This is a genomic window from Nonomuraea sp. NPDC059007, from assembly GCF_042740555.1.
In the GTDB taxonomy this organism is placed as follows: domain Bacteria; phylum Actinomycetota; class Actinomycetes; order Streptosporangiales; family Streptosporangiaceae; genus Nonomuraea.
The window spans coordinates 23108-38955 of the sequence record NZ_JBHYJD010000049.1 but is presented as its reverse complement, the minus strand read 5'-3'; the positions used below and the strand labels follow the sequence as shown (position 1 = coordinate 38955).

14 protein-coding genes are annotated in these 15848 nt (G+C 72.3%); 7 read left to right on the top strand and 7 right to left on the bottom strand.

The genetic code is table 11. The features are described 5' to 3' along the window. Window positions 1-56: 56 nt before the first annotated feature. Window positions 57-3053 (bottom strand): BTAD domain-containing putative transcriptional regulator, encoded by a 2997-nt coding sequence (locus tag ACFWY5_RS46915; protein ID WP_379638762.1) that lies wholly within the window; start codon window positions 3051-3053, stop codon window positions 57-59. Then, window positions 3053-3583, bottom strand: a complete 531-nt coding sequence (locus ACFWY5_RS46910) for a CGNR zinc finger domain-containing protein (RefSeq protein ID WP_379638761.1) — start codon at window positions 3581-3583, stop codon at window positions 3053-3055. The genes ACFWY5_RS46915 and ACFWY5_RS46910 overlap by 1 nt, the downstream gene beginning before the upstream one ends. An 81-nt stretch (window positions 3584-3664) precedes the next feature. On the opposite strand from ACFWY5_RS46910, the gene ACFWY5_RS46905 reads away from it, so the two are divergent. After that, window positions 3665-4111 (top strand): VOC family protein, encoded by a 447-nt coding sequence (locus ACFWY5_RS46905; RefSeq protein WP_379624641.1) that lies wholly within the window; start codon window positions 3665-3667, stop codon window positions 4109-4111. 2 nt (window positions 4112-4113) lie between these two features. Further along, on the top strand, window positions 4114-4914 hold the full coding sequence (locus tag ACFWY5_RS46900; RefSeq protein ID WP_379638760.1) for a pyridoxamine 5'-phosphate oxidase family protein: 801 nt from the start codon (window positions 4114-4116) through the stop codon (window positions 4912-4914). On the opposite strand, the gene ACFWY5_RS46895 is transcribed toward ACFWY5_RS46900, so the two are convergent. Then, a complete protein-coding gene (locus ACFWY5_RS46895; protein ID WP_379638759.1) occupies window positions 4911-5738 on the bottom strand; it encodes a LuxR C-terminal-related transcriptional regulator in 828 nt (275 codons plus the stop codon). The genes ACFWY5_RS46900 and ACFWY5_RS46895 overlap by 4 nt on opposite strands. A 70-nt stretch (window positions 5739-5808) precedes the next feature. Here ACFWY5_RS46895 and ACFWY5_RS46890 point away from each other — a divergent pair, with 70 nt between their 5' ends. Continuing rightward, window positions 5809-7416, top strand: a complete 1608-nt coding sequence (locus ACFWY5_RS46890) for an AMP-binding protein (protein ID WP_379624647.1) — start codon at window positions 5809-5811, stop codon at window positions 7414-7416. Between the two features lie 129 nt (window positions 7417-7545). Beyond that, the gene (locus ACFWY5_RS46885; protein ID WP_379638758.1) at window positions 7546-9198 is read left to right on the top strand and encodes an alkaline phosphatase D family protein; all 1653 of its coding nucleotides are present in this window, start codon (window positions 7546-7548) and stop codon (window positions 9196-9198) included. Here ACFWY5_RS46885 and ACFWY5_RS46880 read toward each other — a convergent pair. Further along, entirely contained in the window at window positions 9195-10166 is a 972-nt protein-coding gene (locus ACFWY5_RS46880) for an aldo/keto reductase (protein ID WP_379638756.1), read from the bottom strand. The two genes, ACFWY5_RS46885 and ACFWY5_RS46880, sit on opposite strands and share 4 nt — an antisense overlap. Window positions 10167-10217: 51 nt before the next feature. Between ACFWY5_RS46880 and ACFWY5_RS46875 the strand changes: the two genes are divergently transcribed. After that, window positions 10218-10676, top strand: a complete 459-nt coding sequence (locus ACFWY5_RS46875) for a hypothetical protein (RefSeq protein WP_379638755.1) — start codon at window positions 10218-10220, stop codon at window positions 10674-10676. On the opposite strand, the gene ACFWY5_RS46870 is transcribed toward ACFWY5_RS46875, so the two are convergent. Beyond that, entirely contained in the window at window positions 10663-12249 is a 1587-nt protein-coding gene (locus ACFWY5_RS46870; protein ID WP_379638754.1) for an ABC-F family ATP-binding cassette domain-containing protein, read from the bottom strand. The two genes, ACFWY5_RS46875 and ACFWY5_RS46870, sit on opposite strands and share 14 nt — an antisense overlap. A gap of 101 nt (window positions 12250-12350) precedes the next feature. Between ACFWY5_RS46870 and ACFWY5_RS46865 the strand changes: the two genes are divergently transcribed. Further along, a complete protein-coding gene (locus tag ACFWY5_RS46865) occupies window positions 12351-13457 on the top strand; it encodes an epoxide hydrolase family protein (protein ID WP_379638753.1) in 1107 nt (368 codons plus the stop codon). Here ACFWY5_RS46865 and ACFWY5_RS46860 read toward each other — a convergent pair whose 3' ends face one another. Then, window positions 13458-14660, bottom strand: coding sequence for a cytochrome P450 (locus tag ACFWY5_RS46860; protein ID WP_379638752.1), 1203 nt, complete (start codon window positions 14658-14660; stop codon window positions 13458-13460). Window positions 14661-14671: 11 nt separating this feature from the next. Next, window positions 14672-15112, bottom strand: a complete 441-nt coding sequence (locus tag ACFWY5_RS46855) for a hypothetical protein (RefSeq protein ID WP_379638751.1) — start codon at window positions 15110-15112, stop codon at window positions 14672-14674. 54 nt (window positions 15113-15166) lie between these two features. Between ACFWY5_RS46855 and ACFWY5_RS46850 the strand changes: the two genes are divergently transcribed. Further along, the gene (locus tag ACFWY5_RS46850) at window positions 15167-15769 is read left to right on the top strand and encodes a TetR/AcrR family transcriptional regulator (protein ID WP_379625191.1); all 603 of its coding nucleotides are present in this window, start codon (window positions 15167-15169) and stop codon (window positions 15767-15769) included. The last annotated feature ends 79 nt before the right edge of the window (window positions 15770-15848 follow it).

Genomic DNA, 15848 nt, shown 5'->3' with positions numbered 1-15848 from the left:
GGACCACCGTGCCGGGCGGTCCTCGCAGACCGCCCACAGATCCCTCGCAGGAGCGCTCAGCCCGGGTGAGCGAGCGCGGCCTTGACGCGGGCGATCGCGACCGCGCGGTCGAGGCGGCGGGCACGCTCGTACGCCGCGTGGAAGGCGGGCTCGCCCAGTTCGGCGCGCAGGGCGCGGGCCAGCCGTTCCACGTCGGGGTGGCGGGCGTCGGGGCCGCCGCGCAGCGCGTGCGCGGCGCCGAGCACCCCGGCCGCCTCCGTGGCGTCGGTGGCCAGCCGCCAGGAGGCCACGGCGACCGCGGCCATGGCCACCAGCGGCATGTCCCAGAGCTCCAGGGCGAGCGCGAACGCCTCGGCCAGGTCGGTCCCGGCGTCCTCGCCTCTGGCCACCGCCAGCTCGGCACGGGCCAGGAGGAAGAGCGGATCCCCGCTCTCGGCCGCCTCGGCCAGGTGCCGCCCGGCGGCGTCGAGGTCGCCGTCGTGGCGGGCGAGGTTGGCGAGCTGGATTCGGGCGAGCCCGAGCTGGCTCGCGGGCGGGTTGCCGCCGAGGACGTCGAGCAGTTCCGCGCGGGCCGCGGCCGTCTGCCCGGTGTGGCTGCGGACCATGGCCAGCCAGACCCGCTGTCCGTCGCCGGTCCCGAGGTCGCCGGCCAGCCGGATCGACTCCTCCAGCGCCGCCGCGCCGGCCTCGAACTCGCCGAGCGTGGTGCGGGCGAAGGCCAGATAGCTCAGCGCGCTCGCCTGTCCCCAGTGCTCGCCGCAGGCGCGGAACGCCGTCGCCGCCTGCCCGAGATCGGTGCGCATCGCCTCCATGTCACCGAGGCTGCCGTCCAGGAACGACCGCACGAACCACAACACCCCGCGATCCCACGCCGCCGAGCGGGGCAGACCGGCGTCGATCGCGGCCAGTCCGGGCGCGGCGTCACCGGTGATCAGCGCGAGCAGGGCCTCGATCACCGCCCTGGTCGCGGGCTGCTCGCACCCGGCCGCGAGCGCGAGCAGCCCGTCGGCCTCGCCCTTGGCGCGGCCCCCGTCCGCGGCCAGAACCAGATTGAGCAGGTACGCCGCCGCGACACCCGGATCCGGCGCCACGTCCAGCACCCCGCGCAACAGGGCGGCCGCCTCGCCCGGATCCTCCGTGATCGTCCAGAAGAAGCGCAGCCCGGCCCCGAGCCGCGCCGCCGTGGCCGCGTCCCCGGAATCCGCGGCGAACCGCACCGCGGCCCGCAGATCGTCCCGGTCGGCCCGCAGCCGCCGCACCCAGGCGAGCTGATCGGCCCCGCGCAACCCAGGCTCGGCGCGTTCGGCCAGCTCGGCGACGTACGCGGCATGCGCCGCCCTGGCCGCCGCCAGCCGCCCGGACTCCGCGAGCCGTTCCAGCCCGTACTCCCTGATGGTCTCCAGCATCAGGTAGCGCGGCTGCGGCCCCGGCACGAACTGCAGCAGCGAACGGTCGGCGAAGTCCTCCACCGCCGTCCATCCCGACACGCGGGCCGCCGCCTCGGGCGTGAACGAGCCGGGGAAGACCGCGAGCCGTTCGACCGCCGCCCGCTCCTCCCGCGTCAGCAGGTCCCAGCTCCACGACACGACCGCGCGCAGCGTGCGATGGCGCGGCAACGCCGTACGGCTGCCGCCGGTCAGCATCAGGAAGCGGTCACCCAGCCCGGCGGCCACCTGCTCCACGCTCGCGTACCGCAGCCGTGCCGCCGCCAGCTCGATCGCCAGCGGCAGCCCGTCCAGGCGCGCGCAGATCCGCTCGGCGGCCGCCCGGTCCTCCTCGCTCAGCGTGAACCCGGGCCGCACGGCCGCCGCCCGGTCGGCGAGCAGCCGCACGCCGTCGGTGGCGGGCAGCGGCGCGAGCGGGCTCAGCGCCTCCCCGAGCAGACCGAGCGGCTCGCGGCTGGTGGCCAGGACACGAAGCTGCGGGCACCGGCCGAGCAGGTCCTCGACGAGGCGGGCGGCGGCGTCGATCAGGTGCTCGCAGTTGTCCAGCACGATGAGCGTCGGGCTCGCGGGCAGCGCGTCGGCCAGCCGTCCCATCTGGTCGCCCGGCCTGCCGGGGCCGGTCAGGCCCAGGGTGGTGACGATGGTCTGCGGCAGCGCCGCCGGGTCGGTCACCGAGGCCAGCTCGACCAGCCAGGCGCCGCCGGGGAACCCGGCGGCCAGCTCGCTCGCGGCCCGCGTCGCCAGCCGGCTCTTGCCGACGCCACCCGGGCCGAGGAGCGTGACCAGCCGCCGCTCGTTCAGTTGCCGGACCAGGTGCGCCTGCTCCTCGACGCGGCCGACGAAGCTCGACAGCGGCGTGCGCAGGTTGCCGCGTACGGGCCGTTCGGAGCGCAGGAGAGCGAGGTGGAGCTCTCTCAGTTCCGGTCCGGGGTCGGCGCCCAGTTCCTCGGCCAAGGTCGCGCGGAAGGACTCGAAGGCGGCGAGCGCCTCCGCCCGGCGGCCGGAGGCGTGCAGGGTTTCGATGAGCAGGGCGCGCAGCCGTTCACGGAGGGGGTGGGCGGCGAGGAGTTCCTCCAGCTCGGCCACGAGGGGAGCGTGGTCGCCGCTCAGCCGCAGCTCGGCGGCGATCCGGTCCTCCGTCGCGGCCAGCCTGAGCTCGTGCAGCCTCGCGGCGGCGGCCAGCGCGTAGGGCGTCTCGGCGACGTCGGTCAGCGCGTCGCCGCGCCAGAGCGCCAGTGCCGCGCGCAGCCGTTCCGCGGCCGGTTCCGGGTCGTTCTCGCGCAGCGCCCGCCTGCCCTGACGTGCCAGCCGTTCGAAACGCAGGGCGTCGACGGCGTCGGGCGGGAGATCCAGGCGGTACCCACCGGGAACCTGCAGAACCGCCGCCGGCAGGGCGCGGCGCAGCCGGGAGACGAGGGAGTGCAGGGAGTGCACGGGGTCGGCGGGGCCGTCCTGCGGCCAGAGCGCACCGGTGAGCGCCTCGACCGCGACCACGCTGCCCGCGTCCAGAGCGAGCCGGATCAGCAGCGCGCGCAGCCGGGCGCCCCCGACCTCCACCTTTTCGCCGCCGTCGGTGACCTCCAGCGGGCCCAGGACCCCCACGCGCATTACGCGCCCTTGGTGCGGGCGTAGTGGCGGGCCACCCGCACGCGGTTGCCGCAGCCGGTCGAGCACCATTCCCGGCGCGGGTGCTCCTTCAGGAAGAACTGCACGCATCCGGGCGCCCCGCAGGGCCGTACGTGGTCGCGGTCGGGGCCGGACAGCAGCAGGATCGCCTGCTCGGCCACCTCGGCGACGGCCGCCAGGACGGGCGGCTGGGCCGAACGGGCCGTGACCGACGGCGGCTCCCCCCATGTCAGCTCACGCCATCGCGGCGCCGCCCGCACCGCGTTGTTGAGCGCGCGGACGTGCTCGTCCGGCTCCGGCGCGCCCCCCATCAGCGCGCGTACGGCGTCGCGGGCCCGCCGGGCGGCGGCGGCCTCCTCGTCACCGATCGCCAGAAGGTCGGCCTCGTCCAGGCGTACCTCCAGCTCGGAGCGCCGCTCACGCAGCCACGCGGTCAGACCGGCGGCGGTGGCCAGCGCGTCCCCCGTGGAGACGCGGACGGTGTTGGCGAAGGCGACGGCGATGTGCACCACCCTGCTAATGCTACCCCGCACTTGCACCCATTAGCGGCTAATGCTTGAATTGCGGCACATCCATTAGAAGGGAGTCGCTCTGTGGCGACCGCACTCCAGACCGGGCACGTCGGGCTCAACGTCACCGAACTCGACCGCTCGATCGACTTCTACTGCCAGGTCTTCGGCCTCGCCCTCTACGGCAAGACCGACGGCGGCGACTGGCGTTACGCGCGGCTGGGCAGGCCGGAGGAACTCGTGCTCACGCTGTGGGAGCAGAGCTCGGGACGCTTCGACGGCGGCCGTCCCGGGCTGCACCACCTGTCGTTCGAGGCGCCCGGCATCGAGGAACTGGAGGCGATCGAGACCCGGCTGCGCGAGCTCGGCGTGGCCATCCGGCACGACGGAATCGTCCCGCACGGCACCGGCCGCGAGTCCGGCGGGCTGTTCTTCGAAGACCCCGACGGCACCCGGCTGGAGATCTACGTGACCGAGGGCGTCACCGCCCCCGCCCCGCACGAGGACGCCCCGACCTGCGGATTCTTCTAGCCATGGGCATTCATCCCGGTGAGGTGAGCGCGCAGCGGCGCGCGGGCATCACCAAGCTGCTCGGCTCGGCCCGCGCCCGTCCCGAGCTGCCCGAGGTGGCCAGGCAGTTTCTGCGCCGCCAGCGGATGCTCGTCGTCGGGACCGGCACGCGGGTCGGGCTGATGACGGGCGAGCCCGGGTTCATCGAGCCGCTCGGGGCGACCTCGCTGGCCGTACACGGGGAGCCGCCGTTCGAGGCCGGCGGGGAGATCGGGACGCTGGCGATCGAGCCATGGACACGGCGGCGGATGCGGGTCAACGGCACGGCCAGGCAGGAGGGCGACCGGCTGGTCATCGAGACCGACCAGGTGATCGCGAACTGCCCCAAGTACATCGTGACCAGAGAGATCACCTCGGTGGCCGAGCCGGCGGCGCGCCGTACCGTGGAGCACGCGGCGCTCACCGACGGGCACCGGCGGTGGATCGAGAGCGCCGACACCTTCTTCATCGCCACCCGCGCGGACGGCCAGGGCGCGGACGTCTCGCATCGCGGCGGCCCGCCCGGCTTCGTGGAGGTGCCGGAGCCCGGACGGCTGCGCTGGGCCGACTACCGGGGCAACTTCATGTTCCTGACGCTCGGGAACCTGGAGCTGGAACCGGCCGCCGGGCTGTTGTTCGTGGACTGGGAGCGGGGGAACACGCTGCGGCTGGCCGGGCGCGCCCGCGCCGACTGGAGCGGCGAGCAGCGGATGATCGACTTCGAGGTGGAGGAGGTCGCGGAGACCATCGGGGACAGCCCGCTGCGCTGGTCCCTGAGCCCTTAGGGAAGCAGGCCCGCGCGCCGTGCCGCCACCACGGTCTCCATCCTGGTGTGGGTGCCGAGCTTGCGCATCGCGCCGCGCAGGTAGCTCTTGACCGTCTCGGGCCGCAAGCCCAGCCGCTCGCCGGCCTCGGCGTTGCCGCAACCCACCGCGACCAGCGACAACACGTCGATCTCGCGGGGCGAGAGCGGGTTGTGCGCGGGCGGCGGCCCGTCCGGCGCGCTCAGCCGCTCGCACACGTCCCGCAGCCGCTCGCGCAGGGCCGGGTCGGTGATCTCCTGGGCGATGGAGCGCAGCTCCGCGTGCGCTTCGCGCAGGTTCTCCCGCTCCGGCCCGGTGGGCCGCTCGCGGGCCGCGCGGGTGATTGCGGCAGTTTCCAGCTCGGCCATCCGCCGTTCCACCTCAGCCTGTACGGCCAGCTCCACGCCGAGCCGGGCGGCGATCCCGCCCATGGCGTCGAGCACGCGGGTACCGAGGGTGAGCGGCTCGCGGATGCCGCCGTACAGCAGCCCGCCGACGCTCTCCCCCACGACCACCGGGACGGCCGCGATCGCCCGCAGGCCCTCGGCCCCGACCGGCTGGTCGTACTCGTGACTGATGCGCGCGTCGGTGGCGTAGTCCTCGACGCTGCCCGCCCGTGCGGTGACCAGCACCCGGCCGCCCAGGCCGCTGCCGGCCCGGATGGCCAGCCCGCGCAGCGCGCCGGTCGTGGTCCCGGCCAGTTCGGTCAGCCGCACGGTACGGCCCGCCGTCACGGTGCCGCCGAACAGCACGGGCAGACCGGTGACGTGCCGCATCCGGGCCAGCGCCGCCCGCAGTGCCACCATTACTCCAGCATGGCACGGCCACCCCCGAACGGGGGTAGCGCCGGGCAGGAGCCTGCCGGATGCTTCCGTCATGGGTGACTCACACGCGTCAGGCGTCTCCGCGCTTCCTCTGCTGGGCCAGACCATCGGGGACAATCTGGAGCGCGCCGCGGCCCGCTTCGCCGGCCGTGAGGCCCTGGTCGACGTGGCGAGCGGACGGCGCTGGACCTATGCCGAGTTCGACGCCGCCGTGGACGAGGTCGCGCTCGGGCTGATGGCCAGGGGCATCGCCAAGGGCGACCGGGTCGGCATCTGGGCGCCGAACTGCGCCGAGTGGGTGCTGACGCAGTACGCCACCGCCAAGATCGGCGCGATCCTGGTCAACATCAACCCGGCCTACCGCGGTCACGAGCTGGACTTCGTGGTCCGCCAGTCGGGGATGCGGCTGCTGGTCAGCGCGGTGGCGTTCAAGACCAGCGACTACCGGGCGATGCTCGCCGAGATCGGCTTCGACCAGGTGGTCTTCATCGGCGAGCCGGGCTGGGACGAGCTGGTGGCGAGCGGCCGCGGCGCCGACCGCGCCGCCCTGCGCGAGCGCGCGGCCACGCTCTCCTTCGACGACCCGATCAACATCCAGTACACCTCGGGCACGACCGGCTTCCCCAAGGGCGCGACGCTCTCGCATCACAACATCCTCAACAACGGCTACTTCGTCGCCGAGGGCCTCGGCTACACCGAGGCCGACCGGGTCTGCCTGCCGGTGCCGCTCTACCACTGCTTCGGGATGGTCATGGGCAACCTCGGGGCCACCTCGCACGGCGCGTGCGTGGTGCTGCCCGCGCCCGGCTTCGACCCCGAGGCCACGCTGCGGGCCGTGGAGAGCGAGCGCTGCACCTCCCTGTACGGCGTGCCGACCATGTTCATCGCCGAGCTCGGCCACCCGCGCTTCGCCGAGTTCGACCTGTCCAGCCTGCGCACCGGCATCATGGCGGGCTCTCCCTGCCCGGTCGAGGTGATGAAGCGGGTGGCCGGCGAGATGCACATGGAGGAGGTGGCGATCTGCTATGGCATGACCGAGACCTCCCCGGTGTCCACGATGACCGGGCGCGATGACGGGCTGGCCCGGCGTACCGAGACGGTCGGGCAGGTCATGCCGCACCTGGAGGTCAAGATCGTGCACCCGGAGACCGGGCTGGTGGTGCCCCGCGGCGAGGCGGGCGAGCTGTGCACGCGCGGCTACTCGGTGATGCTCGGCTACTGGGACGAGCCGTCGAAGACGGCCGAGGCGATCGACGCCGCCCGCTGGATGCACACCGGTGACCTGGCCACCATGGACGAGGAGGGCTACGTCAACATCGTCGGCCGGATCAAGGACATGGTCATCCGCGGCGGCGAGAACGTCTACCCGCGCGAGATCGAGGAGTACCTCTACACCCATCCCGACGTGGCGGACGTGCAGGTGATCGGCGTGCCGGACAGCAAGTACGGCGAGGAGCTCATGGCCTGGATCGTCATGCGCCCCGGCGCGGAGCCGCTGACGGCCGAGGCGGTCAGGGAGTTCTGCGCGGGCCGCCTGGCCCACTACAAGATCCCCCGCTACGTCCACCTGGTCGAACGGTTCCCGATGACGGTTACCGGCAAGATCCGGAAGGTCGAGATGAGGGAGCGGGCCGTGGAGCTCCTCGATCTCCCCGGATAGTGGACAGAATTTCTGAACAAATGATCCCTTCATCACGATGTCGGGAAATATCAACTTCTAGATCACTTCGGGCTCCTGTGTTCATGGTGGGGTGGGCGCGCCCTTCTCCCATGAACCACAGGAGCGCGCATGAACAAGGTCTCCCGCCGGGGCTTCCTCACCGCCACCCTCGTGGCCGGCTCGGCCGCGGCCATCCCCGGCTGGGCCGGCGCGGCCGGCGCCTCAAGTACCCCCTTCACCCTCGGCGTCGCCTCCGGTGACCCGGCCCCCGACGGGGTCGTGCTCTGGACCAGGCTGGCCCCCGACCCGCTCGCCGTCGACGGCCGCGGCGGCATGCCAGAGCGGGCCGTGCCCGTGCAGTGGCAGGCGGCCACCGACGAGGGCTTCCGCCGCGTGGTCCGCGAAGGCCACACGCTCGCGCGGCCCCAGTACGGCCACAGCGTCCACGTCGAACTGCACGGCCTGCGCCCCGGGCACGACTACTTCTACCGCTTCCGCGCCGGGGGTGAGATCAGCCCGGCCGGCCGTACCAAGACCGCTCCCCCGCCCGGCGCCCGCCCGGACAGCCTCGCCTTCGCCTTCGTCTCCTGCCAGAACTGGTACGAGGGCTTCTACACCGCCTACCGGCACCTGGCCCAGGAGGACCTCGACGTCCTGTTCCACCTGGGCGACTACCTGTACGAGTACGGCGTCGGCGCGACCGGCGGCGTACGCGGGATCGCCCTGCCCGAGCACTACCTCAAGGAGACCTTCACCCTCACCGAGTACCGCAACCGCCACGCCCTCTACCGCACCGACACCGACCTGCAGGCGGCGCACGCGGCGTTCCCGTGGATGGTGACGGTCGACGACCACGACGTCGAGAACAACTGGGCCAAGGACATCTCCCAGATCGACACCGAGCCCGACCAGGACCGGCAGGTCTTCCTGCAGCGGCGGGCCGCGGCCTTCCAGGCCTTCTACGAGCACATGCCGCTGCGCCGGTCGGCGCTGCCCCAAGGTGCCGACATGCGGCTCTACCGGCGGCAGGCGTTCGGCCGGCTGGCCGCGTTCAGCGTGCTGGACACCCGCCAGTACCGCGACGACCAGCCCTGCGGCGACGGCGAGAAGGTCGGCTGCGCCGAGCGCCTGGACCCGAACCGCACGATGCTCGGCGAGCGCCAGGAGGCCTGGCTCCTCGACAGCCTGGGCCGTTCCCACACCACCTGGAACATCGTGGCCAACCAGCTGCTCATGGCCCCGCTGGACCACGACGCGAGCGCGGAAGTCCAGTCGTTCGGCATGGACCTGTGGGACGGCTACGCCGCCGCCCGCGACCGGCTGCTCACCGGGATGGTCCAGCGCCGGGTGCGCAACCCCGTGGTGATCTCCGGCGACATCCACCGCAGCCTGGCCGCCGAGCTCACGACGGACTTCGACGACCCGGACGCGCCGGTCATGGGCGTGGAGTTCGCCGGCACCTCGGTCTCCTCCGGCAAGGACGGCGCCGACCAGGACCGGATCGGGCAGATCTTCATGCAGGCCAACCCGCACCTGAAGTTCCACAACGTGCAGCGCGGCTACGTCCGGGCCAGGGCCACCCCGGACACGCTCACCGTCGACTACCAGGTCGTCCCGTACGTCTCCCGGCCCGGCGCGCCCGTTTCGACGCGGGCCTCCTTCGCCGTCGAGGCGGGCCGTCCCGGTCTGCACCAGACCGCCGACAACCCGCCCGTGGGCGTCCGCTTCGTCCCGGACGTGGCCAGCCCGCTCGACCACCTGGCCGAGCAGAGCGCCCGTTAGGGCATGTACTCGCGGGCCTGGTAGGGCTCGGACAGGAACGCGACTTCCTTGTCCGACAGCTTCACCGCGGCGGCGGCGACCGCGTCGTCGATCTGCGCCGCCTTGGTGGTGCCGACGATCGGCGCGGTCAGCCCCGGCTGGTGCATGAGCCAGGCGAGCGCGACCTGCGCCGGCGGCAGCTCGCGTTCGGCCGCCACCTGGATGAGACGGTCGAGGACGGCCCGGTTGTTGTCGGTCTCGTAGGTGGCCGGGATGCGTCCGTCGTTGGCGCTGCGCGTCGTGGCCGCCTGCGCGAGGGCGGGCCGGGCAAGCACCCCGCGCGCCAGCGGGCCCCACGGGATCACGCCCACGCCCTGGTCGCGGCAGAGCGGCAGCATCTCCCGCTCCTCCTCGCGGTAGAGCAGGTTGTACTGCGGCTGCATCGACACGAACTTCGTCCACCCGTTGACCTCGGCCACGTGCTGCGCCTTGGCGAACTGCCAGGCCCGCATGGTGGAGGCGCCGACGTAGCGGACCTTGCCGGAGCGCACGACGTCGTGCAGCGCCGCCATGGTCTCCTCGATCGGCGTCTCCTCGTCCCAGCGGTGGATCTGGTAGAGGTCCACGTAGTCGGTGCCGAGCCGTTCCAGCGAGGCGTCGAGCGCGGCCATGATGTGCTTGCGCGACAGCCCGCGGTCGTTCTGCCCCTCGCCCGTGGGGAAGAAGACCTTCGTGGCCAGCACGTAGTCCTCACGCTTGGCGAACGTGCGCCGCAGCACGTTGCCGGTGATCACCTCGCTGCCGCCGGTGCTGTACATGTCGGCGGTGTCGAAGAAGGTCACGCCGCCGTCGGCGGCCCGCCGGACGATGGCCTCCGCCTGCTCCTCGGGGACGAACCAGTCCAGCAGATCCGGATCGCCGAAGCTCATCATGCCCAGGCAGACCCGGGACACCTTCAGGCCGGTGTTCCCCAAACGGATGTATTCCATGACATCGATCCTTCCATCCCGCGTTAAGTGTTCCGGCCATACGGTCCGCTCATGACCACCAACGATGAGGATCCGGCGATCGCCGTCGCCGATATGGTCGCGCATGTGTTGCGTCTGGCCGCCACCTGGACCCGATGGGACGGCGTGCCCCGCCACGTCGACGACCGCGTCTACACCCCGCACAAGGCGATCCGCCGGGTGGCCGACCACATGATCGACCACCTGGCGGAGGTCGAGGCGCGCCTGGCGGGCCTGCCCACGATCCCCGACGACTGGCACGCCTCCGCCATCACCACCGAGCAGGACATGGCGCCCTTCACCAAGGACGACTACGACGAGGCGGTCAGCAGGCTCAACCGGCTGGCCCAGATCTGGACCGTCCGGCTGGGCTCGCTGACCGAGCAACGCCTCGACAACAGCCCCGGCGACGGCTGGAGCATCCGACGCATCGCCCTCCACCTGGCCGGATCCACCTACTACGCCGACGCCGTCGGCGTCATGCCAGAGTGACCAGTTCGCCGTAGCCGGGGCTCCAGAGGTCCTCGACGCCGTCGGGCAGCACGAGCACCCGGTCGGGGCGGAGCGCCTCGACCGCCTCCTCGTCGTGGGTGACCATGACCACCGCGCCCTTGTACCCGCCGACCGCCGCCAGCACCTCCGCGCGCGAGGCCGGATCGAGGTTGTTGGTCGGCTCGTCGAGCAGCAGCACGTTGGCCCGCGAGCTGACCAGCCCGGCCAGCGCCAGCCTGGTCTTCTCCCCGCCGGACAGCACCCCGGCCGGCTTGTCCGCGTCGTCGCCGCCGAACAGGAAGGCGCCGAGCACCGTCCGCGCCTCGCCGTCGCTCAGCTGGGGCGCGTGCGCGGCGAGGTTCTGCCGCACGGTACGCCCGGGGTCGAGCGTGTCGTGCTCCTGGGCGAAGTAGCCCAGCCGCAGCCCGTGCCCGTGCACGACCCGGCCGGAGTCGGGGTGTTCGTGCCCGGCCAGCAGCCGCAGCAGCGTGGTCTTGCCGGCGCCGTTGAGCCCGAGCACGACCAGCCGGCTGCCCCGGTCCACGGCGAGGTCGACGCCGCTCAGGACGTCGAGCGCGCCGTAGGACTTGGTGAGGCTGACCGCGCCGAGCGGGGTCCGCCCGCTCGGCGCGGGCTCGGGCAGGCGGATCTTCGCCACTTTGCCGGTACGGCGGGCCGGCCGTACCTCTGCCAGCATGCGGTCGGCCCTGCGGGCCATGTCGCGCGCCCGCGTCGCCGTGGAGGAACGCGCCCGCATCTTGTCCGCCTGCGCGTGCAGGGCGGCGGCCTTGCGTTCTGCCACGGCCCGGTGCCGCGCGTCGCGGCGCTCACCGGCGGCGCGGTCGGTGAGATAGGTGTGCCAGCCGGTGTTGTGGATCTCCAGCGCGGCGTGCTCCGCCTCGACGTGCCACACCCGGTTGACCACGTCGGCGATCAGCTCCTCGTCATGGCTGATCATGACGAGGCCGCCGGAGTAGCCGGTCAGGAAGCCGCGCAGCCAGGTGACGGAGTCGGCGTCGAGGTGGTTGGTGGGCTCGTCGAGCAGCAGCGTGCCCTGGTCGGCGAACAGGACGCGGGCCAGTTCGACCCGGCGGCGCTGCCCGCCCGACAGGGTGCCGAGCGGCTGCGTCATGGCCCGCTCCGGCAGGCCGAGCCCGGCGGCCACGCGGGCCGCCTCGGCTTCGGCGGGGTAGCCGCCGCGGGCCTGGAACTCGTCGTCCGCGCGGACGTAGCGGGCCATCGCCCGTTCGTCACCGGCGGCCAGGGCCTGCTCGGCGGCGCGCAGCTCGCGTACGGCGGCGTCCATGCCGCGTGCGGACAGGATGCGGTCGGTGACCGTGACGGCGGGGTCGGCGGCGGCCGGGTCCTGCGGGAGGTAGCCGATCGTCCCGGACACGGTGATCGTGCCGGCCGCCGGGGGCAGCTGCCCGGCCAGCGTACGCAGGAGGGTGGTCTTGCCCGCGCCGTTGCGGCCGACCAGGCCGACGCGGTCGCCCGGGGCGATGTGGGCGGTGATGCCGGAAAGAAGAAGACGGGCGCCGACGCGCACGTCGACCCCACGGAAGGTGAGCATGGGATGACACTCCGAAACGACTTAAGGACACACGGATGGCGAGGAACGTGTGTGGTAGCTAAGACGTGTAGGGAGTAGACATGCGTCCAGTATAAAGGGCCATGACAATCGAGGCATTCGATATTTCGCTCGGCGACGATGTCCTGCTTGACCTGCGGGAACGCCTGAGGCGGACCCTTTACACCACGCCCTCCGACTCGGCCTGCTGGGCGGCCGGCGTCGATCCCGGCTATCTGCGCGAACTCGTTACCTACTGGGCCGGGGAGTTCGACTGGCGGGCGGCCGAGGCGAGGCTCAACGCCTTCCCCCACTTTCTCGCCGACGTGGGCGGGCGCAAGGTGCACTTCGTTCACCTGCGCGCCGAGCGGCCGGACGGCGCCCTGCCACTGGTGCTGACCCACGGCTGGCCGAGCAGTTTCGTGGAGATGCTGCGGGTGGCGCCGTTGCTGACCGGGCGGTTCGACGTGGTGATCCCGTCGCTGCCCGGATTCCTGTTCTCCGAGCTGCCGGAGGGGGCGTTCACACGGCGCGGCGTCGCCGAGACCTGGCACGAGCTGATGACCGGCGTGCTGGGTTACGAGCGCTTCGGCGCGTTCGGCGGTGACATCGGCGGCGGCGTGACCCAGTGGCTCGGCGCGTTGTTCCCCGAATCGGTGGCCGGCGTGCACGTGACCTCCGCCGTCCTCACCACCGACTTCGGTCAGCGGCCCGCGACGCCGGAGGAGCAGGCCTACCTCGACCACCTGGCCGCCTACGACGAGCGCGACCAGGGCTACAGCGAGATCATGTGGACCCGCCCCGACACGATCGCCGCCGCGCTGGCCGACTCCCCCGCCGGGCTGGCCGCCTGGATCATCGACAAGTACCGCGACTGGAGCGACTGCGACGGCGACCTCGAGAAGCGCTGGGACAAGGACACCCTGTGCACCGTCGCCACCCTCTACTGGGCCACCGGCACCATCGGCTCCTCCTTCCGCCAGTACTACGACTACCCGAACAACCGGCCCGTCCCGCCGATCTCCGTCCCGGCGGCGATCACGCTCAGCAACGAGCCCGCGTACACCGGACTGCCCCGCTCGCTGCCGGAGCGACTGTGCTCCGACCTGCGGCACTGGAGCACGCCGGGCCGGGGCGGGCACTTCATGGCCCATGAGGAGCCCGAGCAGGTCGCGCGCGAGATCACGGAGTTCTTCGGCGCGCTGCGCTGATCAGACGGAGACGGGCAGGCGTTCCGGGCCGCGCAGGTTCATGCGGCCGTTCATCTCCACCTCGCCGTCGAAGGCGAGGGCGGGGAAGCGGGTGACCAGGCGTTCGATCGCGACCCTGCCCTCCAGCCTGGCCAGGGCGGGGCCGAGGCAGTAGTGGACGCCGGCGCCGAAGGAGACGTGGTTGCGCGCCTGCTCGCGTTCGATGCGCAGTTCCTCGGCGTCGCTTCCCCAGAAGCGGGCGTCGCGGTTGGCCGAGGCGAGGCAGGCCAACACGAAGCTGCGCGGCGGGATCGTCCTGCCGCCCACCGTGTACGGCTCCAGCGTGATGCGCCGGGTCTGCTGGACGGGGCTGTCGAAGCGGAGGAACTCCTCGATCGCGTTGGCGGCCAGCTCGGGGCGTTCGCGCAGCAGGGCGAGCTGGGCGGGGTTGCGCAGCAGGGCGGTGACGCCGTTGGCGATGAGGTTCATCGTGGTCTCGTGGCCGGCGACGTAGAGCAGGGCGACCTGGGCGATCAGCTCGTCGTCGCTGAGCCTGTCGCCGTCCTGCTCGGCGGCGATGAGGGCGGTGAGCAGGTCCTGGGCCGGGTGGGCGCGTTTCCAGGCGAGCGCCTCGCGGATGACCCGCGTCATCTCGCCGCCGGCCTTGGACACGGTCGCCAGCAGCTCCTGGTCGGCGACCGGTTCCAGGGTGCGGACCAGCAGGCCGCTCAGGTCGCGGATGCGGGCGTGGTCGGCGTCCGGCATGCCGAGCAGCTTGGAGATGACCGCGAACGGCAGCGGGAAGGCCAGAGTCGCCATGAGGTCGGCCCGGCCGGCGGCCTGGATCTCGTCGAGCATGGAGTCGACCAGCTCGGTGATCTCCGGCTCCAGCGCCGCGACCTTGCGCGGGGTGAACACCTTGCCGACCAGTGAGCGCAGCCGGGTGTGGTCGGGCGGGTCGCGGTCGAGCATGGACATCCCGAGCACGTTGTCGCCCGCGTGGGCGAGCTGGTCGCGCTGGTCGCGGACCGGGCCGGGGTCGAGCTTGCGGTCGTCCACGGACAGGCCGGCACGCAGGAGGCCGGCGATGTCCTCGTACCCGCTCAGGACCCAGAAGCCGAACGGGCTCTCGTGCACCGGCTCGGACTCGCGCAGCCTGCGGTAGGCGGGATACGGGTCGTCGGTGAAGCCGGGCTCGAACGGGTTGAACAGCAGTTCCGTCATCGGAGAACTCCTCACGCGGTGGATGTGCGGGCGAGGGACCACCGGCAGCGGCGGCGTTGGGACGGGGGTCGCGGCAGCCGTACCGCGTGGACTCCCGTCGCGGCGTGCAGCGTGCGGCGGTGGTGCGCGTCCAGGTCGGCGAGGGCGGGACGGCCCGCGTGGGCGTCCAGCAGGAACCTCGCCCCTGGCATGGCGGCGGACAGGTCGAGCCACAGGGCGGTCAGCGCGGCGTCGATGTCGGGCGGCCAGTCCTCGAGCAGGGCGTCGAGGCGGGCGTCGAAGGCCCGGTACCAGCGCAGTTGCACCTCGCGCAGGAGCCCGTCGAAGTCCCCGAACTCCGCCGTCACCCGCGTTGCCAGCTCGCCGGTGACGAAGGGGCGGCCGGTCGCGGCGATGTCGGCGAGTACGGCGTGCACGAGCTGATGGCGTTGGCGCGACGATTCCCACGACATCGGTGACCTACTTAGCGTCGGAAACATACACTGCGTATGTCGTATACTCCGCGTATGCCTCCTGTCAAGAGCCGCCGGGAGCAGTACTCCCAGGCGACCAAGGCCGCGCTGCTCGAAGCGGCAACCCGTCGATTCGCCGACCATGGCTTCGCCGCCACCGCGCTGGAAGACGTCGCGGCCGACATCGGCGCCAGTCGCGGCGCGGTCTACCACCACTTCGCCAACAAGTCGGCGCTCTTCGAGGCGGTGCTCGACCTGCTGGAGAAGGAGATGATCCGCCAGGTGGTCGAGGCGACTGCGAGCGCCGGCAGCCCGTGGCAGGCGGCGATGGCGGCGACCGAGCAGTTCCTGGAGTGCTGCTGCGACCCGGTGTACGGGCGGGTCGCCTGGCAGGAGGCGCCGCAGGCACTGGGCTGGCACCGGTGGAAGGAGTTCGAGGCGGAGTACGCCTACGGGCTGATCGAGACGCTGATCGCCTCGCTGGTCGAGGCCGGGGAGCTTCCGGCCATGCCGACGGAGCCGATGACGCGCATCACCTTCCACATCCTGGGCGCGGCGGGGATCGCGCTCGCCGAGGCGCCGGAGGCGGACAAGCAGCGGGTGAAGGCCGACTACCTGCTGACCATCACGCACCTGCTCGGCGGGGCTCGACTTTGATGGCATGTTGAAGGTTTCCGCGCATTCACCTCGGTATTTTCCAGGAAACCTTTCACGGCAAGGTCAATGGAATAATTCA